The 21,186-nt window shown below is 30.2% G+C and carries 22 protein-coding genes; 8 read left to right on the forward strand and 14 right to left on the reverse strand.

Features of this window, described 5'->3' with window-relative positions:
• Positions 1-19 precede the first annotated feature (19 nt).
• The 4 genes from AJN64_RS03400 to pssA are packed head-to-tail and all read left to right on the forward strand — an operon-like array spanning position 20 to position 4,157.
• A complete protein-coding gene (locus AJN64_RS03400; RefSeq protein WP_002861833.1) occupies positions 20-868 on the forward strand; it encodes a 50S ribosomal protein L11 methyltransferase in 849 nt (282 codons plus the stop codon).
• Positions 868-2,805 carry an ATP-dependent zinc metalloprotease FtsH gene (gene ftsH / locus AJN64_RS03405; RefSeq protein ID WP_002861832.1) on the forward strand — a complete coding sequence of 646 codons (1,938 nt, stop codon included), beginning with the start codon at positions 868-870 and terminating at the stop codon, positions 2,803-2,805. Before AJN64_RS03400 ends, ftsH begins: the two co-directional genes overlap by 1 nt.
• Positions 2,802-3,419 (forward strand): phosphatidylserine decarboxylase, encoded by a 618-nt coding sequence (locus AJN64_RS03410; protein ID WP_044779141.1) that lies wholly within the window; start codon positions 2,802-2,804, stop codon positions 3,417-3,419. Before ftsH ends, AJN64_RS03410 begins: the two co-directional genes overlap by 4 nt.
• Before the next feature lie 9 nt (positions 3,420-3,428).
• Positions 3,429-4,157: a CDP-diacylglycerol--serine O-phosphatidyltransferase gene (gene pssA, locus AJN64_RS03415; RefSeq protein WP_002859122.1), complete on the forward strand. Its 729-nt coding sequence runs from the start codon at positions 3,429-3,431 to the stop codon at positions 4,155-4,157.
• Here the strand turns inward: pssA and AJN64_RS03420 are convergent.
• Entirely contained in the window at positions 4,148-4,945 is a 798-nt protein-coding gene (locus AJN64_RS03420) for a ferritin-like domain-containing protein (RefSeq protein ID WP_070292684.1), read from the reverse strand. The two genes, pssA and AJN64_RS03420, sit on opposite strands and share 10 nt — an antisense overlap.
• An 89-nt stretch (positions 4,946-5,034) precedes the next feature.
• Between AJN64_RS03420 and AJN64_RS03425 the strand changes: the two genes are divergently transcribed.
• The 3 genes from AJN64_RS03425 (at position 5,035) to cetZ (ending at position 7,405) form a co-directional block, all read left to right on the forward strand.
• On the forward strand, positions 5,035-5,394 hold the full coding sequence (locus AJN64_RS03425) for a methionine-R-sulfoxide reductase (RefSeq protein WP_002861829.1): 360 nt from the start codon (positions 5,035-5,037) through the stop codon (positions 5,392-5,394).
• A gap of 14 nt (positions 5,395-5,408) precedes the next feature.
• Entirely contained in the window at positions 5,409-6,035 is a 627-nt protein-coding gene (locus AJN64_RS03430; protein ID WP_074470041.1) for a MarC family protein, read from the forward strand.
• A gap of 80 nt (positions 6,036-6,115) precedes the next feature.
• Positions 6,116-7,405 (forward strand): energy taxis response protein CetZ, encoded by a 1,290-nt coding sequence (gene cetZ / locus AJN64_RS03435; protein WP_002861827.1) that lies wholly within the window; start codon positions 6,116-6,118, stop codon positions 7,403-7,405.
• 22 nt (positions 7,406-7,427) lie between these two features.
• Here the strand turns inward: cetZ and aat are convergent, their stop codons facing one another.
• Genes aat through sstT form a run of 13 tightly spaced genes read right to left on the reverse strand, consistent with a single transcriptional unit; the run spans position 7,428 to position 19,676 of the window.
• Positions 7,428-8,075 carry a leucyl/phenylalanyl-tRNA--protein transferase gene (gene aat, locus AJN64_RS03440; protein WP_002826100.1) on the reverse strand — a complete coding sequence of 216 codons (648 nt, stop codon included), beginning with the start codon at positions 8,073-8,075 and terminating at the stop codon, positions 7,428-7,430.
• A complete protein-coding gene (locus AJN64_RS03445; protein WP_070261237.1) occupies positions 8,050-10,179 on the reverse strand; it encodes an AAA family ATPase in 2,130 nt (709 codons plus the stop codon). The genes aat and AJN64_RS03445 overlap by 26 nt, the downstream gene beginning before the upstream one ends.
• On the reverse strand, positions 10,176-10,466 hold the full coding sequence (locus tag AJN64_RS03450) for an ATP-dependent Clp protease adaptor ClpS (protein ID WP_002856038.1): 291 nt from the start codon (positions 10,464-10,466) through the stop codon (positions 10,176-10,178). The genes AJN64_RS03445 and AJN64_RS03450 overlap by 4 nt, the downstream gene beginning before the upstream one ends.
• Positions 10,466-11,068 carry a TlpA disulfide reductase family protein gene (locus AJN64_RS03455; RefSeq protein WP_002856169.1) on the reverse strand — a complete coding sequence of 201 codons (603 nt, stop codon included), beginning with the start codon at positions 11,066-11,068 and terminating at the stop codon, positions 10,466-10,468. Before AJN64_RS03455 ends, AJN64_RS03450 begins: the two co-directional genes overlap by 1 nt.
• Positions 11,069-11,078: 10 nt before the next feature.
• Positions 11,079-11,531 carry an SsrA-binding protein SmpB gene (smpB, locus tag AJN64_RS03460; RefSeq protein WP_070292685.1) on the reverse strand — a complete coding sequence of 151 codons (453 nt, stop codon included), beginning with the start codon at positions 11,529-11,531 and terminating at the stop codon, positions 11,079-11,081.
• A complete protein-coding gene (locus tag AJN64_RS03465) occupies positions 11,531-12,295 on the reverse strand; it encodes a 4-(cytidine 5'-diphospho)-2-C-methyl-D-erythritol kinase (protein WP_070277533.1) in 765 nt (254 codons plus the stop codon). Before AJN64_RS03465 ends, smpB begins: the two co-directional genes overlap by 1 nt.
• Positions 12,292-12,519: a carbon storage regulator CsrA gene (gene csrA, locus AJN64_RS03470; protein ID WP_002852854.1), complete on the reverse strand. Its 228-nt coding sequence runs from the start codon at positions 12,517-12,519 to the stop codon at positions 12,292-12,294. The genes AJN64_RS03465 and csrA overlap by 4 nt, the downstream gene beginning before the upstream one ends.
• Positions 12,513-13,331, reverse strand: a complete 819-nt coding sequence (truB, locus tag AJN64_RS03475; RefSeq protein WP_002899493.1) for a tRNA pseudouridine(55) synthase TruB — start codon at positions 13,329-13,331, stop codon at positions 12,513-12,515. Before truB ends, csrA begins: the two co-directional genes overlap by 7 nt.
• Positions 13,328-15,403, reverse strand: coding sequence for an ATP-dependent helicase (locus tag AJN64_RS03480; protein WP_070292686.1), 2,076 nt, complete (start codon positions 15,401-15,403; stop codon positions 13,328-13,330). Before AJN64_RS03480 ends, truB begins: the two co-directional genes overlap by 4 nt.
• Complete coding sequence (locus AJN64_RS03485; RefSeq protein WP_070292687.1) at positions 15,400-15,837, reverse strand: hypothetical protein; 438 nt, start codon at positions 15,835-15,837, stop codon at positions 15,400-15,402. Before AJN64_RS03485 ends, AJN64_RS03480 begins: the two co-directional genes overlap by 4 nt.
• Positions 15,831-17,552, reverse strand: coding sequence for a M3 family oligoendopeptidase (locus AJN64_RS03490; protein ID WP_070292688.1), 1,722 nt, complete (start codon positions 17,550-17,552; stop codon positions 15,831-15,833). Before AJN64_RS03490 ends, AJN64_RS03485 begins: the two co-directional genes overlap by 7 nt.
• A gap of 3 nt (positions 17,553-17,555) precedes the next feature.
• Positions 17,556-18,443: an aspartate carbamoyltransferase catalytic subunit gene (locus tag AJN64_RS03495; protein ID WP_070292689.1), complete on the reverse strand. Its 888-nt coding sequence runs from the start codon at positions 18,441-18,443 to the stop codon at positions 17,556-17,558.
• Positions 18,444-18,452: 9 nt separating this feature from the next.
• Entirely contained in the window at positions 18,453-19,676 is a 1,224-nt protein-coding gene (sstT, locus tag AJN64_RS03500; protein ID WP_044780199.1) for a serine/threonine transporter SstT, read from the reverse strand.
• A 139-nt stretch (positions 19,677-19,815) separates the two neighbouring features.
• On the opposite strand from sstT, the gene metK reads away from it, so the two are divergent.
• Entirely contained in the window at positions 19,816-21,012 is a 1,197-nt protein-coding gene (gene metK, locus AJN64_RS03505) for a methionine adenosyltransferase (RefSeq protein WP_002861817.1), read from the forward strand.
• Positions 21,013-21,186 lie beyond the last annotated feature (174 nt).

Consider the following 21,186-nt stretch of genomic DNA (forward strand, 5'->3'; position numbering starts at 1 on the left):
CTGATTTTTAAAATTCTAAATGCAAAAAAAATATTACGAATTGTTCTTTATCGTAGAAGAGCAGTATAAAAATTTATTTCTTGATTTTGCTTTTGATTTAGGTATAGAAGCTATAGAAGAGAAAGATAATGGTGTTTATATTAGATCCCATGAGAGTTTAGAAGAGCTTTCATGGGCACTTGAAATATTTGCTCAAAAACTTACAACTACTTTCAATTTAAACCATAAAATTATTTCTAATTTAAGTCTTGTAGAGAAAGAAAACAAGGACTGGATACAAGAATATAAAAACGGCATAAAACCTATTTTGGTGGATAATGTTTATATCCATACCACTTGGCAAGAAGAAAAAAAGAATTATATAAATATAAAGATTAATCCAGCCTTAGCCTTTGGCTCAGGACATCATGAAAGCACATATTCTTGTGTAAAATTTTTACAAAAATTTTCTAAAAGTAAATTAAGAGCCTTAGATCTTGGTTGCGGTAGTGGAATTTTAGGTATTATCATGGCAAAGTTTGGTTGTAATGTTGAAATTTGTGATACTGATGAGTTGGCTATCGATAGTTCTTTGGAAAATGCAAGATTAAATGATGTCGATTTTCATAAGACTTGGTGTGGATCTATAGATAAAGCAAATGGTTTATATAACCTAATTGTTGCAAATATCATTGCAGATGTGATTTTAATTTTAGAAAAAGATATTAAAAACCATTTAGAAGATAATGCTATACTTATTTTGTCAGGAATTTTAGATAAATATTCAACAAGAATTAAAGAAAAATTTCAAGATTTAGAACTCATTGATGAAATGCAAATCAATGAGTGGTGTAGTTTTGTATATAAAAACAATAAAAAGGATAAGTAATGAATAATAATACCCCAAATAATAAGGGTAATCCGCAGGGTAATAATTTTTTTAACAAAAATCCCATTTTTATTTTTGCGATTTTTGCAATTGTAATGATAATTATTTTTAAGGGATTTTTTGATGGCAATGGTTCTTTTGGTGGGGCATTGAATGGTAATGAAGTAAATAAAAATGTCCCTTATTCTGAGTTAAAAAAGCTTATTGAAAATGGACAAATCAATCAAGTTAGTATAGGACAAACAACAATCAAAGCAATTTCAAGCTCTCACAATACTGTTTATACAGCAAAAAAAGTTAACGATCCTGAGCTTGTGAGTTTACTAGATAGTAAAAATATCGCTTATGGTGCGTATTCTGAAACAAATTGGTTTACGGATATACTTTTTTCATGGGTTTTGCCAGTATTTATTTTCTTTGGTATTTGGATGTTTTTGGCAAGTCGTATGCAAAAAAATATGGGAAGTTCTATATTGGGCATAGGAAGCTCTAAGAAGCTTGTAAATTCAGAAAAACCTAAAGTAAAATTTAGCGATGTGGCTGGTGTTGAAGAAGCTAAAGAAGAAGTAAAAGAAATTGTAGATTTTTTAAAGTATCCTGAAAGATATATTAAATTGGGAGCGAAAATTCCAAAAGGGCTTTTGCTTGTTGGGCCTCCAGGTACAGGAAAAACCTTGCTTGCAAAAGCAGTTGCAGGTGAAGCTGATGTGCCGTTTTTTAGTGTTTCAGGCTCGTCTTTTATAGAAATGTTTGTGGGTGTAGGTGCTTCTCGTGTGAGAGATTTGTTTGAAAATGCAAAAAAAGAAGCTCCTGCTATTGTTTTCATAGATGAAATAGATGCTATTGGTAAAAGTCGTGCGGCAAGTGGCATGATGGGTGGAAACGATGAAAGAGAACAAACTTTAAATCAGCTTTTGGCTGAAATGGATGGCTTTGGGACAGAAAGTTCCCCAGTCATTGTTTTAGCAGCAACAAATCGCCCAGAAGTTTTAGATGCAGCACTTTTAAGACCAGGAAGGTTTGATAGACAAGTTTTGGTTGATAAACCTGATTTTAAAGGTAGGTGTGATATTTTAAAAGTGCACATGAAAGATGTAAAAATCTCCCCAAAAGTTAAGGTAGAAGACATAGCACGCTTAACCGCAGGACTTGCAGGAGCTGATCTTGCAAATATTATTAATGAAGCGGCACTTTTAGCGGGTAGGGATTCTAAAAAATATGTAGAACAAAATGATTTAGTTGAAGCTGTTGAAAGAGCTATAGCAGGACTTGAGAAGAAATCACGTCGTATTAATGAAAAAGAAAAGAAAATTGTTACTTATCATGAATGTGGTCATGCTTTAATCGCTGAAACTACCAAAGGTGCAAAACGTGTAAGTAAGGTTTCTGTGATTCCGCGTGGTCTTGCGGCTTTAGGTTATACTTTAAATACTCCTGAGGAAAATAAATTTTTAATGCAAAAACATGAGCTTATAGCTGAAGTAGATGTACTTTTGGGTGGTCGTGCAGCTGAAGAAGTGTTTATAGGTGAAATTTCAACGGGTGCAAGTAATGATTTAGAAAGAGCAACCGATATCATAAAAGCTATGATTTCTATGTATGGTATGAGTGAAATTGCAGGACTTATGGTGCTTGAAAAACAAAGAAATACTTTCTTAAGTGGTGGACAAACCATAAAAGATTATTCTGAAAAGATGGCAGAATCTTTAGATGATTATGTAAAGAAAACCTTAGATGAACGCTATAAAGATGTTAAAGATACTTTAAATACTTATAAAGGAGCGATTGAGACTATGGTAGCAGCCCTTTATGAAGAAGAGACTATTGAAGGCGCTAAAGTGCGTGAGATTATTAAAGAGTTTGAGGAACAAAATAGTCTACCAACTCGTTTGCAAGAGCTCGAAGAAGTTAAAATTGAAGTTAAAGTAGAAGAATGAAAGATTTTATTGCAAAAGATGGATATTTAAGTCTTATTATTTTAAGCTTGATTTTTATTTTTGTGTGGATTTTTTATTCTTTTTCCATCCTACTATTAGCATTAATTGTAATTTGTATTTTTCTTTTTAGAGCACCCAAAAGAGAACTTGTTTGTAGTGATGAAAAAGCTATTTTTGCACCTATAGATGGCAGGGTTACTAAAATAGAAAATATTCATCATAAAGATTTAGGTGAATGTGTTGAAATTACTATTAAAAATGCTCTTTATGATGCTGGGAATTTTAATACACCTTTTGCAATGTCTATAATAGATATTCGTTTACGACACGGGCTTTTTTTGTGCAGTGAATTAAAATCTGCAAAAATGATGAATGAAAGAGCTTTTATTTTGGCAAAAGTTAAAGAGAATAAAACGATAGCTTTGCGAATTTATGCAGGTTCTTTTGATAGAAAATTAAAGCTCGATAATATTTCTCATGATTTAAAAGCAGGAGATAGAATGGGTTTTTTAATTAATGGCTCTATAAGTTTACTTTTACCAAAAGATACTAGAATTCATATAGGCTTAAATGATGAAATTAAAGCAGGTTCATTGTTAGGCTATTTTGCGTAAGGAAAAATAATGAATAACAGACCGCAATTAATCTATATTTTACCCAATCTTTTTACAGCTGCTTCAGCTTTTTTAGGGGTTATTTCTATTATAGCTTCAATACATGGAAATTATTATACAGCTTTGATTTATATTATTTTATCTTTGATTTGCGATGGGCTTGATGGCCGTGTTGCAAGACTTACAAATTCTACTTCAAAATTTGGAGTAGAATTTGATTCTTTAGCTGATCTAGTAGCTTTTGGAGTTGCTCCAGCGGTTCTTTTTTATATGGCTATAGGTTATGATTTTGGAAAACTTGGATCTTTGATTACGGCTTTTTTTGTGGTTTTTGGAGCCATTCGTTTGGCGAGATTTAATGTTACCACAGGCACTTATGAACCTTCTGTTTTTATAGGTCTTCCTATACCTACTGCAGCAGTTGTGAGTGCTATATGGACTTATGCGTTTATCAGTTATGATTTTTTAAAGCCTTATGGTGTAGTTTTTTTGGTGCTTCAAGCAATTTTGGGGCTTTTAATGGTAAGTAATATACGCTATCCCAGCTTTAAAAAGCTTGATTTTAATCGTTCTAGCGTTTTAAAAGTTTTAATTATATTAATTATAATATTTTCATTTTTATATCTTTATCCCCTTGAAAGTTTAGTAATTTTAGCAAGCTTGTATGTGCTTTATGGAATTATTCGGGTTTTATATACCATTATTGTTTCAAAATTTAAGATAAGAAATCAAGAGTAAAATTTTTCAATGACTTCGCATTCTTCTTGAGTGAAACCAGCTTTGATTCTTGCCTGAATGTTAAGTTTTTTTCCTGCAAGAGAGAATTGTTTAAATGTTTTGCAAAGCTCGATAAAATCATACTTGTTTTGATTTGAAAATTTCCACCAAGTATCTCCTTTTTTAACGTGTTTTATTTCATCATTAAGTATAATTTCAAGATATTCCATTAAAAGATTTTTAATGGAGTGATTGGAGCTTTCAAGTTTTTGAACAACAAATGGGTTGACATCAAGCCCTTTAGCTTCTAAACCTCTATGAACTACTCCCATTCTAAAGCTTAAAGAGTCTTTCGTAGCTTCTAGAGCAGATTCTAAATTATCATGCACTGGAAAATCTCCATATTTGTAACCAAGTTCTTCAAGTACTGAATTTAAAAGTTTGAAATGTTTAATTTCCTCATCTGCTACCTCCAGCCAATCGTAATAAAATTGCAAAGGTAGATTTTTAAAGCGATAACTCGCATCTAAAGCCAGGTTAATTGCATTAAATTCTATATGAGCGACTGAATGAATTATTTTAGCAAGCGCATGAGTTGAATTGACAAATTTAGGTCTTCTTATACGCGTAGGATGAAGTAAGGTAATTTGTTGTGATGTATTTTTTTTGAAAATGCTTTGATTCTCGTGATTAAAAATAAATTTGTGGCTTTTAAAGTCTTCATAAAAATTTTGAAAAGAGTGAAATTTTATATTTGTATTTTTTTCATATAAAATATTTTGAAGCTCTTGAAAAAATTCTTTTTGCATTTAAAACTTTCTTGAAAATTATAAAAATTTATCATTTAAAATTGAAATTTTAATTATATAATATAAAAATTATTTTACAAGGGTAGATCATGAAAGAATTAAATGAAGAAGAAAAAAAAGTAATTTTAAATAAAGGAACAGAAGCTCCTTTTAGTGGGAAATATAATGATTTTTATGAAAAAGGAATTTATCAATGCAAGCAATGTGGAGCTTCACTTTATAAATCCGAAGATAAATTTAAATCAGGTTGTGGATGGCCTAGCTTTGATGATGAAATAAGAGGGGCTATTAAAAGAATTCCTGATAAAGATGGGATTAGAACCGAGATTGTGTGTGCAAACTGCAATGGACATTTAGGTCATGTTTTTGAAGGAGAAGGGTTTTCTGCTAAAAATGTAAGACATTGTGTAAATTCTATTTCTTTGGAATTTGTAAAAACTAAGGATTGATAGTGTTTTCTAGTATGGGTTCTGAGCTTTATTTGATATTTTTTGCTGCAATTACTTTACTTGCCATCTTAAATCCTTTTGGTAATTTAACTCAATTTTTGGCTATGAGTGATGGATTGCCTTTAATGCTTCGAAAAAAACTTTTTAGAACTATTCTCTATACAGCTTTTACTATAGTTTTGGTATTTTTACTATCAGGACCTTTATTTATGAACTATATTTTTAGAGTTTCATTAGATGATTTAAGGGTTTCTGGTGGCTTAGTCCTTATTATAATGGCTATTAAAAATTTACTTTTTTCAACAAAAATTGCAACTAAGGATTTTAGTTCTTATCAGGATATAGATGATAAGGAAATTTTAAGACAGAGTTTAATACCTATGGCATTTCCTATGCTTGTTGGGCCTGGAACTTTAGCTAGTATTATCGTTATAGCCGAAGATGGTGGGCTTGATGTTGCTCTTGGCGGAGTAATGATAGCTTTTATTTTTATGTTTATACTTTTTCATTTTGCAGCTACTATAGAAAAAATAGTTGGAAAATTGATTTTACATGTTTTTTCTCGTATAGCACAAGTATTTATTGCTGCTATGGGGTTTAAGATGATTATTGTAGGTTTAAAAGATATATTTAACTTATAAATTAATATAATTTTAAGTAAATAATACTATATAAATATGATATAATTTTAAAATAATTTATTATTAAAAAGGTGAGTTTTATGTTTGGTGCTAAGAAAAACAATACTGAAATAATTGAACAACTTGAAAAAAAGTGTAATGGTTTAGGAGATATTTTAAGATCTATTGGGAATACCATGGCGGTAATTGAATTTACCACCGATGGCGTTATTTTAGAGGCAAATCAAAATTTTTTAACAACTATGAAATACTCCCTTTCAGAGATCAAGGGCAAGCATCATAGTATGTTTTGTTTGCCTGAAGTTGTTAATTCTTCAGCATATAGTGATTTTTGGAAAGATTTAAGAGATGGAAAAGCTAGAAGTGGTCTTTTTAGACGTATAGCTAAGGGAGGGATAGATGTTTATTTAGAAGCAAATTATCTTCCAATTAGTGATAATAATGGTCATGTTTATAAAATTATTAAATTTGCCAATGATATAACTCAAAGACATTATGAAATGCTTGATCTTAGAAATACTATTGCTGCTGCTAATCGTTCTATGGCTATTATTGAATTTAAACCTGATGGGACTATTATTACGGCTAATGAAAATTTTTTAAGAACTATGGATTTTAATATTGATGAGATTAAAGGAAAGCATCATAGTATGTTCTGTGATTCTAATTATAGACACTCTAAGGACTATGTTCAATTTTGGGAAGATTTAAGAGAGGGCAAATTTCAATCAGGTAAATATATAAGATACGGAAGAAATAATAAAAAAGTATACCTTGAAGCAAGTTATAATCCGGTTAAAAATGATGATGGGAAAATTTACAAGGTTATTAAATTTGCTACAGATATAAGCGAACAAGTTAAAAAAGATCAAGAAAAACTTCGCCTCATAAGCGAACTTGCAGAAAAAAATGATAATCTTACTCAAGATGGAGATCGTGTAATTGAAAACACTGTTTCAAATGTTCAGAATATTGCTGATATGATGTCTCAAAGTTCAAATCTTGTTTCTTCATTAAATCAACAATCAGATGAAATTAAATCTATTATTCAGACTATTAGTGATATTGCTGATCAGACTAATCTGCTTGCTTTAAATGCTGCTATTGAGGCAGCGCGTGCTGGTGAACATGGTAGAGGTTTTGCTGTTGTTGCTGATGAAGTAAGAAATTTAGCTGAAAGAACAGGGCATTCAGTTAATGAAATTACCACTACGATTAATTCTATTCGTAATGTTACATCACAAGTGGTTGAGAGTATTAAAAGCGGTTTAGAGGATGTTAATCAGAGTGTTGAACTTGCAAAAGAAGCAAGAGAATGTATGGAGAAAATTCGTGAAAGCTCTGCTGAAGTTGCTAAAGCAATGTCATAAGCGTGATTTTCACGCTTATTTTTTAAGTAATTAAATCTTTAAAATTTTTAAAACCACTTTCTTGATTGCATTTTTCTTTTAAAATATTTAAAAATTCTTTCCTAGAAATATTATGAGCACCCATAAATTCTAAATGTTGGTTATAAACTTGACAATCTATGATAAAATCATAAGGTTTTAATAAATCACAAAGTTTAATCATGGCAACTTTAGATGCATTTTTTTTAATGCTTACCATGCTTTCACCAAAGAAAACCTTGCCTAAAATTAAACCATAAATTCCACCTATAAGTTCATTATTTTCATAAAGTTCAAGGCTATGCGCATAGCCTTGGGTAAATAACTTATAATAAGTGGTAATAAATTCATCATCTATCCAGCTTTGAGAGCGTGTATCGCGACATAATGTAATTAATTTTAAAAAATCATAATCAAGTTTAATTTGATAGAGATTAATAAATTTTTTCATATTTTTTTGGATGTGAATTTGATTTGGAATTAAAATGCATCTAGGGTCTGGACACCACCAAGTTACAGGTTTACTTGTCCATGGGAATAGACCAAAAGTATAAGCTTTTACAATAAAATCAGCTTCTAAATTTTGACTTAAAAATACAGGGGCATTTTTAGGTGCATTGAGTAATTTAGAATATAAATTCGAGCTTTCCATTTTTACCAAGTTTGATTTTAGCTATACCGCCTTTTTTAAGCTTTCCGAATAAAATTTCATCACTGATTTTTTCTCCTATCTCCTCAGAAATTATGCGTTTTAAAAGCCTTACTCCAAATTCTTTATTATAGGCTTTTTTAGCTAAATAAATTTTAGCTTTATCATCCACTGATAATTTTATATTATTTAAATTTTTAGAAATTTCATCAAGTTCTTTTTCGATAATTTTAACAAGTATAGCATTGTTTAAATCATTAAAATGTAAAATTTTATCAATGCGATTAATAAATTCTGGAGCAAAAAAATCTTTGATAGCACGATTACTTTTTTCTTCATTTTTACTTAAAAAACCAAGCTCATTGCTTTCTTTAAGTCCTAGATTGGATGTCATAATAATGATTGTATTTTTAAAATCTACTTTAAGACCGCTATTGTCGGTGAGTTCAGCATTGTCAAAAATCTGTAAAAAGGTATTACTTAAATCAGGATGAGCCTTTTCTATTTCGTCAAAAAGAACAAGACTGAAAGGATTTTTGCGGATAGCATTGCTTAAAAGTCCACCCTCTTCAAAACCTATATATCCAGCTGGAGATCCTATTAGTTTACTTATAGCATGTTTTTCTGCATATTCACTCATATCAAAGCGTTCTAAATTTAAACCTAAAAATTCAGCTAAAGCTTTGCAAAGTTCTGTTTTTCCAACTCCACTTGATCCAGTAAACAAAAACACTCCGCGTGGTGTATTGGAATTTTTAAATCCTGCGAAACTTTGCTTAAGTGATGAAACAAGGCTATCTATAACTTCATCTTGGCCAAAAATTTTTGCTTTTAAATTTGCTTTTAAATTCATTAAAGCTTTATTTTGATCGAATTCAAACATTTTGTGATGGTGGGTCATTTTTGCTAAAACATTTTCTAAATCTTTTAAATTGGCATTTTTTTTAGCTTTTGGATTTAAAGCAAAAGAAGCACCAAGTTCATCGACCAGATCTATAGCACAATCAGGTAAAAATTTATCATTAAAAAATTTTTTACCCCAAATTACAGCATATTGAAGAATTTCATCGTTTAATTTTATATGATGAAATTCTTCATATTTGTTTTTTAATCCTTTCAGAATTTGCAAGCTTTCTTCTTGGCTTGGTTCATCTACATTTATTTTAGCAAAACGGCGACTTAGGGGTTTATTTTTATCAAAAGTATTTTTATATTCCATAAAAGTTGTTGCACCTATGCATTTTAAAGTTCCATTGCTTAGAGCTGGTTTTAAAAGATTGGAAAAATCAGTATGAGATTCTCCTGTACTTCCAGCTCCTACTATAGTGTGAATTTCATCAATAAATAAAATAGCATTAGGTATTTTCTCAAGTTCATTTAAAATTTCTTTAATTCTTTTCTCAAAATCTCCACGGTATTTTGTTCCCGCAAGTATACTAGCCATATCAAGACTAAAAATTTTTGCATTTTGTAAGTTTTTAGGCACCTTTTTTTCCGCAATAGCCAATGCTAATCCTTCTACAATGGCCGTTTTGCCAACTCCTGCTTCTCCTACTAAAATAGGATTATTTTTCTTGCGACGTGAAAGAATTTGCATCATTCTTTCAAGTTCAAATTTTCTTCCTATTAAAGGATCAATCTTGCCATTTTGAGCTAAAAGTGTTAAATCACTTGTGTGGTTGCTTAAATTTTGTATATTTTCATGATTTTGAAGTTCTTGAATTTTGTTAAGATTTATGTTGTGTTTTTTTAAGAGATAGCTAGAATAACTTCTTGAATCGTGTATGAGCTTTTCTAAAAAATCTATAATTTTAATTTCATTATTTTTATTTTTAGATGAAAGTAAGATTTCATCTAAAACAACAGATATTGTAGGTTCTATTTCTTGTTTAATAACTTGATTGTTTTGAGAAATGTAATTTTTTAATTCAGTTTCTAGAAGTTCAAGATCTCCATCTGAAAATTCTTCAAATATATCCTTAAAATCAGTGCTTAGTTTTAGTAATGCAAACAGCACATGCTCACAGGTGACAAATTCATGGTGGTTTATTAAGCTTAGATTTTTGGCATTATCAAGATATTTTTGTAAATTTTCTTGGTATTTCATTCTTCTTCTACCTTTGCTTGTAGCGGAAAATTAGCAAGTTTAGCCGCATCTATAACTTTTTTTTGTTTTGAAAGAGCTATTTCTTGAGTGTAAATGCCACAAATTCCAGAACCATTGTGATGAATTTCTAACATTGTTTGACTTGCTTTTTCAAGGTTTTGATGAAAAATATTCATCAAAATTTCTATGACAAAATCCATGGTTGTTACATCATCATTTAAGAGTATAACTTTATACATTTTTGGTTCACTAAGTTTTGTCTGCTCTAGAGTCTGGGTTTTTGGCATTATTTTCCTTTGTAGATTTTATTTAAATCTTCTTGCATGAGTTCTGTTGGAATTTTGCCAAGATAAAAATTTGTTGGAGCATTATTATTCCAGTAATCGCTTATTTTTTGATAAATTCCATTTTTTAAAACAACTTTAAAAGGAAGTTGCTCCATATTTTGATAGTCTATATCTTTTAAAATTTGAGCAATAATACGATCATTAGAACCACCATTGCTTAGAAAATAGTAAGCACCATAATCATCCGCGAATTTTTTAACTGTTTCATCGCTAACATCTTCAAAATGTGTAAGTCCTATAATGATAAATTTGCTAGAATTATTTTTCCAAAGTTTGCTAAGATCTAAAGCTTCTTCTTTGCATGGGGTGCAAAAAGTACCAAAAAAATCAAACATTAGAACTTTTCCTTCCTCTCCTTCTACCACAAAACCTTTATCTGTTCTTATTAAAGTTTTGCTTCCACCATTTACACTATTTAATACTATTTTATCTCCTTTGTGATACTCTTCAAACATAAAATCATTTTGAATTTCTTCTTCTTTGGAGCAAGCATTAAGAAAAAATGCTAAACTTATTAAAAATAGGGTTAAAATTTTTTTCATTTAATTTCCTTTATTTATAATTTTTCATAGCAGCTCTAGCTTCTAAATCGGCTTGCTTTTTCTTTAAAGTTTCACGCTTGTCGTGCAAATTTTTCCCTTTAGCTAAAGCAAGAGTGGCTTTTACTTTATTTTTTGTGTTAAAATAAAGATCTAATGCAACGATAGTATATCCTTCTATACTTACTTTACCTAATAATTTATCAATTTGCTTTCTATGTATTAAAAGCTTTCTAGCGCCTCTTTCTTCGTGTTTATAGAAAGAATGTGTAGTATGAAGCAATGAAATATGAGAATTAAGTAAAAAAATCTCATTTTTTATAATGCGAACAAAAGAGTCTTTAAGATTTGCTCTTCCTGCCCTTAAGGCTACAACTTCACTTCCCTTAAGGACAATTCCGGCTTCAAAGCGTTCTATAATGCTATAATCAAATAAAGCTTTTTTATTTCTTGCAATAATTTTCATCAATCAACCTTAAAAACACTACTACCGCTACCGCTTAGAAAAAAATCTTCTTGTAAGTAAGACTTCATTTTAGGATATAAAGTTGCACAAGAAGTAAATAAATCATTTAATTCTTTGTTTTTAAAATTTTGTAACAACTCTTTTGTGCTGAGTTTTTTGTAGATTTGCGCTTGATTATTGTTTTTTTGAAAGTCAAATATTCCTCTATCAAATTCATCATAAACAGCTTTAGTTTGGCAAGATATTTGTGGAAAAGTCCATTTTAAATTAGGTATGTCATCTTCAAATTCTTTTATAATTTCACCACAGCCACTTACATCAGCAGAGTGAAAGCCACTTAAAAAAAAGGCAATATCACTTCCTAGTTGCATGCTTAAATTTATAAGTTCTTGTAGGTTTAATTTTAAATTTAGGGTTTCATTCATTAGCAGTAAAAAACTCGCACAATCGCTACTTCCACCGCCAAGTCCAGCACATACTGGGATATTTTTTGTGAGTTTTAGGCTTTTTTTGCTAAATAATTCTTTTAATTCATTATTATATCTTTTAGAAAGTAGTAAATAAGCCTTTTGAATAATATTATTTTCGCATTTAAAATTACTAATGATTTCAAATTCTTTTTTAGAATCTGATTCTTTATCAACAAGCTCAAGCTCATCAAAAAGATCTTTTAAAAGTATAAATCGTGATTCTAAAAGATGATATTTTCTTGAGTCAAAACCGGTAAGTTTTAAAAAAATATTTGCTTTAGCGTAAGCTTTCATTTGATTAGTTTTTTGCTTAAGTCATCAAGTTTAATATCATTCTGAACAACAGAATGCAAATTTTCATCCTTTACTTGTTGAACAAGTTCTTTTCTAAGTATCATAAGGGATTTTGGAGCTTCTATGCCTATTTTGGCATATCCTTTCCCTGTTTGAACGACTTTGATTTCTATACCTTCTCCGATAATTATACTTTCATTTTCTTTTCTTGATAATATTAACATTTTTCAACCTTATTCAGAAGATATTTTACTGTATTTTCTTTAATATTAATTATGCTAAAATATTTTTCTGTTTCAATATAATAATCTCCTTCATCATGAAATTCTAATTCTTCGACAAAAATTTTAGCACCATTTTCGAGTTTATTTAAATCCTTGATAAAATTTGGCTTTAGGTTAATGTATTTTAACACATTTAAGCTTTTCTCATTATTATAAACAAATTTGCCTTCTTTAATGCGCTCTAAAGAGCTTAAAGTCGCATTAATACCTAGTTTTCTAGCAAAAAGTTCACAATAAGATCTTATATAAGCACCTTCACTGACTGTGATTTCGATATTTAAAAAAGGATGATTATAGCTTAAAATCTTGCAATCAAATACTTCCATTTGACAAGGTTTTAAATTTACTTCTATACCTTTTTTTGCAAGTTCATAGGCGCGAGTTCCATTGATTCTTTTGGCGCTAAATTGCGGTGGTGTATAGGAGATAATTCCTTGCATTTGATCAATGATTTGTTTTAAATTTGTAAGATCAAATTCTTTTATATTTTTAATTTCTTTTATATTTTGATCATCAAGACTTAAGGAGTAAACTCCAAGCCATAAAGTAGCTTTATAGGTTTTTGGAGTTTTTTTTAAAAAACGGAAAAGTTTTGTGTATTGTCCAAATGCAACGATTAAAACCCCTTTGGCGAAAGGATCAAGAGTGCCAGAATATCCTGCTTTTTTATTTTTATATTTTTTCTTTAAAGTGCTTAAAAAGGCGTTAGAGCTCAAACCCCTTGGTTTAAAGGCTGCAAAGATCTTGTTCATACTGCTTTTTCCACAAAGCTTGCCATGATTACACGCATTATGCCACTAAAATTAATATTAAGCTTTTCCTCTTTTCCGCTTTTATTAACTTCAACAACCCTGCCAATGCCAAAAATTTTATGTTTAACTAGATCTCCTTTGCAAAAACTAGTTTTTTGTATATTTTGATTTTTTGATTTTTCATTGATTAATTTACTTTCTTCTAAGAAGCGGCTAGGATTGATGTTTGCTCTTGAACCATGATAAAAACGAGAATTTGCAACACTTATTGTGAGAAATTTCTTGGCGCGAGTGATGGCAACATAAGCAAGACGGCGTTCTTCTTCGAGATTTTCTTCGCTATTTAAAGGAAAAAATCCTTCATCAAAGCCTATTATAAAAACATAATCAAATTCCAAACCTTTGCTAGCATGAATACTCATCAAGCAAACACATTCTTCATCTAAATTATCTTGATCACTTAATAAAGAAATTTCACTAAGTAGATCTTCTAAAGAAGCTTCGGGATCTTCTTTGAGTTTTTCTCTTAGATTAGCATAAAACTCATCAAGATTTCTGATTCTTTCATCTCCATCATCTTGCTCTGAAAAATAATCTTTGATTTTAAATAATTCTTCTATATTGTCAAAAACTTTTTTTGCATTATCGTAGCTTTTTAGAGTGTGAATATTTTGTATAAAAATATTTGCTTCATTTTGTGCTTTTTTTGTTGTTAAAATTCCTACACCGCCATCGCTTTCACATAAGGCATCAAAAAGTGAAATTTGACGTTTTTTTGCATATTCTTCTAAATTTTTTAAGGCTTTTTCTCCTATGGATCTTTTAGGGCGATTAATAATACGCCTAAATGACAAATCATCGTTTGGATTTAAGATAAGTCTAAGATACGAGATTAAATCTTTTATTTCTAATCTCTCATAAAAACGCATACCGCTAAGCAGTTTATAAGAAATTTTTTCCTTCATAAATGCTTCTTCTATTGCTCTTGATAGTGCATTAACTCGAAATAAAACGGCGATCTCTTTAGCTTCTACTCCGGAATTTAGCAATTTTTTTACTTCTTGAGCGATATATAAACCTTCATCTTTTTCGTTTTCGTTTTTTAATATTTTAATATTTTCCCCAGTATCTTTAGTGCAGATTAAAGTTTTTCCAAGTCGTTGCTCATTGTGAGATATGAGATTATTTGCTGCTTGTAAAATAGTCCCTACTGAACGATAGTTTTGTTCAAGTTTTACAAGTTTAACATTTTTAAAATCGTTTTGAAAATTTAAAATATTTTCAATTTTTGCTCCACGCCAACTATAAATACTTTGATCATCATCGCCAACAACTGTGATATTTTCATGCATACAACATAGATTTTTTAGAATTTTATATTGCAAGGTATTAGTATCTTGATACTCATCAACTGTAATGTAATTATAAAGTAAGCTTTGTTCTTTGGCAAAATTTATATCATTTTCTAAAATGAGATTGCTTAGCAATAAAAGATCATCAAAATCTACAAAATTTTGCTTTAATAAGTATTCTTCATAAGCACGGTAATAGTTGGCAAATTTGTATTCATTTTGATATTTTTCAAAATTATGTTCTTTTAGTAAATTTAAATCTTCAAAGACATTGCTTACTCTTTTGCCTTCATTTTTGCAATAAGATATGTATTTGATAATATTATAGACATTATCTTTGTTTTTATCATGGATTAAGTCTTTAATTATTTTTTTTGTATCATCTGTATCGATAACAATAAAACTATTTTTACGCTCCAATCTTTCAAAATGGAGTTTTAAAAATAAAAGTCCAAATTTATGAAAGGTGCAAAGCAAAGGATTGTGATTGCCTTGTAGAAAATTTAATGCTCTATGACGCATAACACTAGCTGCTTTATTTGTAAAAGTAAGAGTAAGAGTGTTATGCGAGGGGATGCCTACTTCACCGATAAGATAAGCAAGACGAGTGGTGATAGTTTTGGTTTTTCCACTACCTGCACCCGCTAGGATAAGCATAGCTCCATCAATGTGACTTACCGCTTGTTTTTGACTATCATTTAAATCTTCAAATAGATTCATTTTTTGAAAATATCTTTATTTTTTGGATTATTTAAAAATATATTTTTAGATTTTTGTAAATTTTTACTATCTTCGCGTTTATAAAGGCTAAAATTAACAAATAAAATGCTATTTTCTATTTGAATTTGCGTGATAGCTCCTAAATCAACCTTTACAAAACTATCAAAATCATCATTTCCAAAACCTGCGTGAAATTGAATGAAATCTTTATTTAGTTGTATGGATTCAAAGGTGTATCCTCCAAGAGCAAAAAGAGCATAAGGATTTTGTTTAACATCAAGCTCTTTGGGAAGTTCAGGGTTAAAATCTATGAAATTTGTATTTGCAACTATGGAAAATTCTATATTTTCTTCTATAAGGTGTGAAATAACTTCATAGCAATGCTTTTGCATGGTATAGATAAAATTTTCATTTTTTAAGATTGTTTCTAGCATGATTGTAACTCCATAAATTCATTGATGAGTTTTTGAATTTCTTTTATGCCTATTTCCCAAAAATTTTCATCTTCTATATCAAAGCCAAACATTCCTACTAGTTCTTTTGGACTCACGCTTCCACCTAAAGAAAGCATTTTGATATAAAGTTCTTTAAAATTTTCACATTTTTTACTTTTGTAAAGCCCATAAAGAGCTAAAACTAAAAGTTGCGCATAAGCATAAGCATAGCAGTAAAAAGGAGAATGGATAAAATGAGGAATATAACTCCACCAAGAAGCATAATTTTTTGTAAGTTTTACGCTGTCTTGAAACATCTTTTGAGATTCTTCCATCCAAATTTTATTGATTTCTTCGGTGCTAAGTTCATTTTCTTGAGCATGTAAGCGTCTTTCAAAACAAGTAAAATTAATTTGTCTATAAAAAGTTGCAAAAATATCTTCGATTTTATTTGCATATAAAGATAGGAGTTCTTCTTTTTTTAACTTATCTTTAATAAAATCAAATACGAGCATTTCAGCAAAAACTGAAGCTGTTTCTGCGGTGGTTAAAGGCGTGTTTTGATTTAAATAGCTTACATTATAAGAAAGTTTTTGATGGATGGTGTGTCCTAATTCATGTGCAAGTGTAAAAAGATCACGCCTTTTATCGGTGTAGTTTAATAAAACAAAAGGATGTGCATCAGAAGTTGCAGAATGTGAAAAAGCACCCCCTTGTTTATTTTCTTGTGGATAAACATCAATCCAGCCTTGATTAAAAGCATTTTTTGCTATATCATAAAATTGCGGAGAAAAAGCTTGAAATGCCTCTAAAACAATATTTTTACTTGTTTTAAAATCAAAACTTGCTTCTTTTCCTATGGGTGCATATCTATCATAGTCTTTAAGCTCATCATAGCCCAAAATTTGTTTTTTTCTTTTGTAAAATTGCGATACTAAGTTAAAATGTTTTTGCGCACTTGTTATCAAGGAATCAACGCTTTTTTGCGAAATTTGATTGCTGATATGTCTTGAAATTTCAGCATTTTCATAACCTCTTAATAAGCTTATATTTTTTCTTTCTGTTTTTATCATATTGATAATAAAACTTAAAAGTCTGCTATTTTTTTGCAAAACTTTACTGAATTTTTTAGCAGCTTTTTTGCGTATTTTTCTATCTTCGTCATACATTTTGCTTAGAATTTCTTCTTCGCTAAGTTTTTTACCTTCAAAAGGGATTTTTAAAGCACTCATACTTTCATCAAAAAGCCTACTAAAAGCATTTGCACCTGTATTTGAAAGATAGAGCATAATGCGTTCTTCGTTTTTGCTAAGATTATAGCGTTTGTTTTGCAATAAATTAGAAAGATAAAAATCATAATCTTTACAAAAAGTTGTAAATTCTTGACTTTTTTCAGGAGTTAACTCACAAAATTCAAGCTCGAAAAAGAGTAAATTTTCTTCTATTTTTTTGCATTCTTCTTCGTATTGTGCGTAAAAAGAACCATTTTGAGTGTTTTTAGCAAAAAGCAAATAAGCATAAGTCATGATTTTACCAAGAGCTTGATTTAAATTTTCATAATCTTTTAAAGCTTGCAAAAACTCATTAGTATTTAATGTATAAAGTTTATTTTCATAGTTTTTTTTGAAATTTAAACTTTGTTGGATTTGATCTTGTGTAAAATTTTGTAATGTTTCTTTATCGTGAAATAAAGCGCTTAAATCCCATTCTAACATTTTTTATCCTTCATTTTCTAGTATGAGTTTTTTAAGAACAGCCATTCTAATAGCCACTCCATTTTTAACTTGTTTTAAAACTAAAGTTCTTTCATCACTCATCATTTCATCACTTATGTCAATATTGCGATTTACAGGGCCTGGATGTAGTAAAATAAGCTTTTTATCTTTTACTAAGCTTTTTTGAATGCAAAAATCATTTGCGTAGTCTTTAAGTGAAGCATAAACGGTTTTATTATGTCTTTCTGTTTGTGTTCTAAGACTCATAATAATATCTGAATTTGCTATGATATTCTCATCAAGCTTATAATGTTTTTTAAGATGAGTATTGGGCATAAAATGTGGTGGAGCTACTAGGGTAATATCAAGATTAAATCTGCTTAAAAGTTCTATATTGGACGCTGCAACACGGGAATTTTTAATATCACCTACGATGCAAATTTTCTTACCTTTGACATCGCCTTGAAAATGATTATAAATAGTGAATAAATCTAGCAAAGCTTGGGTAGGATGGGCGTGTTTTCCATCTCCTCCATTAACAACTGGACAATGCATATGCTTTGCCAATATCAAAGGAGCTCCTGAGTTTGCGTGTCTTATAACAATAGCATTAGGACTCATGGCATCTAAATTAGCAGCAGTATCATAAAGAGTTTCTCCTTTGCTAGAGCTTGATCTTGAAACATCAAGGCGTAAAACCCTAGCACCTAATCTTCTTGCAGCGCTTTCAAAAGATGAAAGGGTGCGTGTAGAGTTTTCAAAAAAAATTGTCGTGATACTTTTTCCTTTAAGAAAAGTTCTAGGTTTTTCATCTAAGAAATCACTTGCTTCTTTAAAAAGCTCCATAATTTCGACTTTATTAAAATCCTTTGTAGTGATGAGATGACGCATGCTTTTACCTTATTTGATATTATAATTTAATTCATTTTTAGAACAAATTGCTGTAAAAAGAACATCTGTAGAACTATTTAAAGCAGTTTCAACACTATCTTGAATAACCCCTATAATAAAACCTATGGCAACTACCTTCATAGCAATATCATAGTCTATATTAAATAAAGAACAAGCCAAAGGTATAAGCAGTAAGGATCCACCCGCAACTCCGCTAGCCCCGCAAGCTGCAAAGGTGGCAATAATGCTTAATAAAAGGGCTTGCAAAAGACTGATTTCTATACCAACGGTATTGGCTGTAGTAAGACTTAAAATAGCTATAGTAACTGCCGCTCCTGCCATGTTGATAGTAGCTCCTAAAGGTATAGAAATGCCATAAAATTCTTTATCTATGCCAAGTTTGGCGCAAAGTGCCATATTAACAGGGATATTTGCCGCTGAACTTCTTGTGAAAAAAGCAAAAAATGCACTGTGTCTTAAGCAGATAAAAATCAAAGGAAAAGGATTTTTTCTTGTATAAAAAAAAACTATTAAGGCATTGATAACAAAAGTAACAAAAAGCATAGTAGCTACAAGTAAAAATAAAAGTTTTATATAGCTTAGTAAGCCTTGTGCTCCTGTTTGTGCTACAGAATTAGCCACAAGTCCAAAAATTCCAAAAGGAGCAAGTTTTACTACAAATTTAACAATTTTCAAAACCCCTTCATTGATATCTATAAAAACTTGTTTTACTTCGTTAGAGCAGTGTTTTAATGCTATGCCTCCAGCTATTGCCCAGGTTAAAATTCCTAAATAATTCCCACTTGAAAGAGCATTTATAGGATTATCGACAATTTTAAATAAAAGATCTTTAAAAATCTCACTCATGTGGGTTGGAGATGAGTTTGTAGCGGTTTGAATTCCATCTAAAACAAGCTTTACAGGAAAGAAAAAATTAGCAAGAACCGCACAAGCTGAAGCAAGAAAGGTGCCTACTATATATAAAATGATAATATTTTTGATCTTAGCACCACTTTGAGAAAAATCTTTAGTGCAAATTGAAGTTAAAATCAAAACAAAAACAAGCATAGGAGCGATAGCTTTTAAGGCACTTGTAAAAAGTATTCCGAGTAAATTTGCAATTTCAGATATTTCTTTAGAACTAATGCCTATAAGTATTCCTAGTACTATACCTATGCAAATTTGAACTATGAGGTTGCCTTTAGCGTAGCTTTGAATGATTTTAGAAAACATAAAAACCTTTTAAATATTTTTTATATCAGAAGTTGATTTTAGCTAATTTTTGCTTAATTTTAGAGAATTTTTAATTTATCAAGCTTTGATAAGTTTATTTGGATACAATTGTGGTTCATTTTAAATGAAAGGACTTTTTATGTATCTATTCACTTCAGAAGTCGTAAGTGCAGGTCATCCAGACAAGTGCGCTGATATAATCGCTGATACGATAGTGGATATACTCTTGAAAAATGACAAAAATTCAAGGGTGGCGAGTGAGGTTTTTGTCGCAGGAAATAAGGTTGTGATAGGAGGCGAAGTTAAGTCAAATCACAAACTTAGTAAAGCTGATTACGATAATTTAGTTAAAGATGTTTTAAAAAACATTGGTTATGATGGGGCAGGGCATTTTAACAAAGAGCAGTGTTTGCATCCTGATGAAGTTGATGTTATGGTGTTTTTAAATGAACAAAGCCCTGATATTAATCAAGGTGTTGATCAAGAAGATGGCGAAACAGGGGCAGGTGATCAAGGCATTATGTTTGGTTTTGCAAGTTGTGAGGCTGAAGAATACATGCCAGCAGCCATTAGCTATGCAAGAATGCTATGTGATAAAGTCTACGCTTATGCAAAAGCAAATCCACACGAACTTGGCGTGGATATTAAAACTCAAGTAACTATTGATTATGGCACTAAGGCGAATTTTGAAAATTGCAAACCGCAAAGTATTCATACTATAGTAGTTTCTGCGCCTTGTGTTGAAAGTATGAAAATAGAAGATTTAAGATCTTTGGTGATGAAACTTATCTTAGATAGTAATTTACCAAAAGAACTTTTTGACCCTAATAAGACTAGAATTTTAATCAATCCAACTGGTAAATATATTAATCATTCTTCTTTACATGATAGTGGTTTAACAGGAAGAAAACTTATAGTAGATAGTTTTGGAGGTTATTCTCCAATAGGTGGTGGCGCACAATCGAGCAAAGATTATACTAAAGTTGATAGAAGTGGACTTTATGCAGGTAGATGGCTAGCTAAAAATATAGTTGCAGCAGGGCTTGCTAAAAAATGTATTGTTCAACTTAGTTATGCTATAGGTGTTGCAAAACCTACTTCGGTAAGTGTGGATTGTATGGGCACAAATACCAGTGTAAATGATGATGTTTTAAGTGATTTTGTTATGCAAAACTTCTCTTTAACGCCAAATTGGATCCGTGATAAATTTCATCTGGATAAACCAAGTAAAGAAACTTTTCTTTATGCGGATGTAGCGGCTCGTGGGCAAGTAGGACAAAAGGACTATCCTTGGGAACAACTTGATGCTCTAGAACAGTTTAAAAAGCTGCTTTAAAAAATTAACAATATTATACAAGCTTAAATAAGGCTTGTATAATTATAAAGAATTAATGAAGTTGTATTAATTTTTGACTTAGAGGGATATTTTTCAATATCCCCCATAAATATAAAAGTTAGGAAGGAAGCTAAATTAATTTAGCTTTGGGGTAAAAACCCCTCTAAGTCAAAA

The sequence above is a fragment of the Campylobacter sp. BCW_4332 genome, assembly GCF_001763175.1.
GTDB lineage: Bacteria > Campylobacterota > Campylobacteria > Campylobacterales > Campylobacteraceae > Campylobacter_D > Campylobacter_D jejuni.

Bases quoted from the DNA above. Each gene is read 5' to 3' on its own strand.
- AJN64_RS03400 (WP_002861833.1), top strand. From the start codon at position 20: ATGCAAAAAAAATATTACGAATTGTTCTTTATCGTAGAAGAGCAGTAT.
- ftsH (WP_002861832.1), top strand. From the start codon at position 868: ATGAATAATAATACCCCAAATAATAAGGGTAATCCGCAGGGTAATAAT.
- AJN64_RS03410 (WP_044779141.1), top strand. From the start codon at position 2,802: ATGAAAGATTTTATTGCAAAAGATGGATATTTAAGTCTTATTATTTTA.
- pssA (WP_002859122.1), top strand. From the start codon at position 3,429: ATGAATAACAGACCGCAATTAATCTATATTTTACCCAATCTTTTTACA.
- AJN64_RS03420 (WP_070292684.1), bottom strand. From the start codon at position 4,945: ATGCAAAAAGAATTTTTTCAAGAGCTTCAAAATATTTTATATGAAAAA.
- AJN64_RS03425 (WP_002861829.1), top strand. From the start codon at position 5,035: ATGAAAGAATTAAATGAAGAAGAAAAAAAAGTAATTTTAAATAAAGGA.
- AJN64_RS03430 (WP_074470041.1), top strand. From the start codon at position 5,409: ATGGGTTCTGAGCTTTATTTGATATTTTTTGCTGCAATTACTTTACTT.
- cetZ (WP_002861827.1), top strand. From the start codon at position 6,116: ATGTTTGGTGCTAAGAAAAACAATACTGAAATAATTGAACAACTTGAA.
- aat (WP_002826100.1), bottom strand. From the start codon at position 8,075: ATGGAAAGCTCGAATTTATATTCTAAATTACTCAATGCACCTAAAAAT.
- AJN64_RS03445 (WP_070261237.1), bottom strand. From the start codon at position 10,179: ATGAAATACCAAGAAAATTTACAAAAATATCTTGATAATGCCAAAAAT.
- AJN64_RS03450 (WP_002856038.1), bottom strand. From the start codon at position 10,466: ATGCCAAAAACCCAGACTCTAGAGCAGACAAAACTTAGTGAACCAAAA.
- AJN64_RS03455 (WP_002856169.1), bottom strand. From the start codon at position 11,068: ATGAAAAAAATTTTAACCCTATTTTTAATAAGTTTAGCATTTTTTCTT.
- smpB (WP_070292685.1), bottom strand. From the start codon at position 11,531: ATGAAAATTATTGCAAGAAATAAAAAAGCTTTATTTGATTATAGCATT.
- AJN64_RS03465 (WP_070277533.1), bottom strand. From the start codon at position 12,295: ATGAAAGCTTACGCTAAAGCAAATATTTTTTTAAAACTTACCGGTTTT.
- csrA (WP_002852854.1), bottom strand. From the start codon at position 12,519: ATGTTAATATTATCAAGAAAAGAAAATGAAAGTATAATTATCGGAGAA.
- truB (WP_002899493.1), bottom strand. From the start codon at position 13,331: ATGAACAAGATCTTTGCAGCCTTTAAACCAAGGGGTTTGAGCTCTAAC.
- AJN64_RS03480 (WP_070292686.1), bottom strand. From the start codon at position 15,403: ATGAATCTATTTGAAGATTTAAATGATAGTCAAAAACAAGCGGTAAGT.
- AJN64_RS03485 (WP_070292687.1), bottom strand. From the start codon at position 15,837: ATGCTAGAAACAATCTTAAAAAATGAAAATTTTATCTATACCATGCAA.
- AJN64_RS03490 (WP_070292688.1), bottom strand. From the start codon at position 17,552: ATGTTAGAATGGGATTTAAGCGCTTTATTTCACGATAAAGAAACATTA.
- AJN64_RS03495 (WP_070292689.1), bottom strand. From the start codon at position 18,443: ATGCGTCATCTCATCACTACAAAGGATTTTAATAAAGTCGAAATTATG.
- sstT (WP_044780199.1), bottom strand. From the start codon at position 19,676: ATGTTTTCTAAAATCATTCAAAGCTACGCTAAAGGCAACCTCATAGTT.
- metK (WP_002861817.1), top strand. From the start codon at position 19,816: ATGTATCTATTCACTTCAGAAGTCGTAAGTGCAGGTCATCCAGACAAG.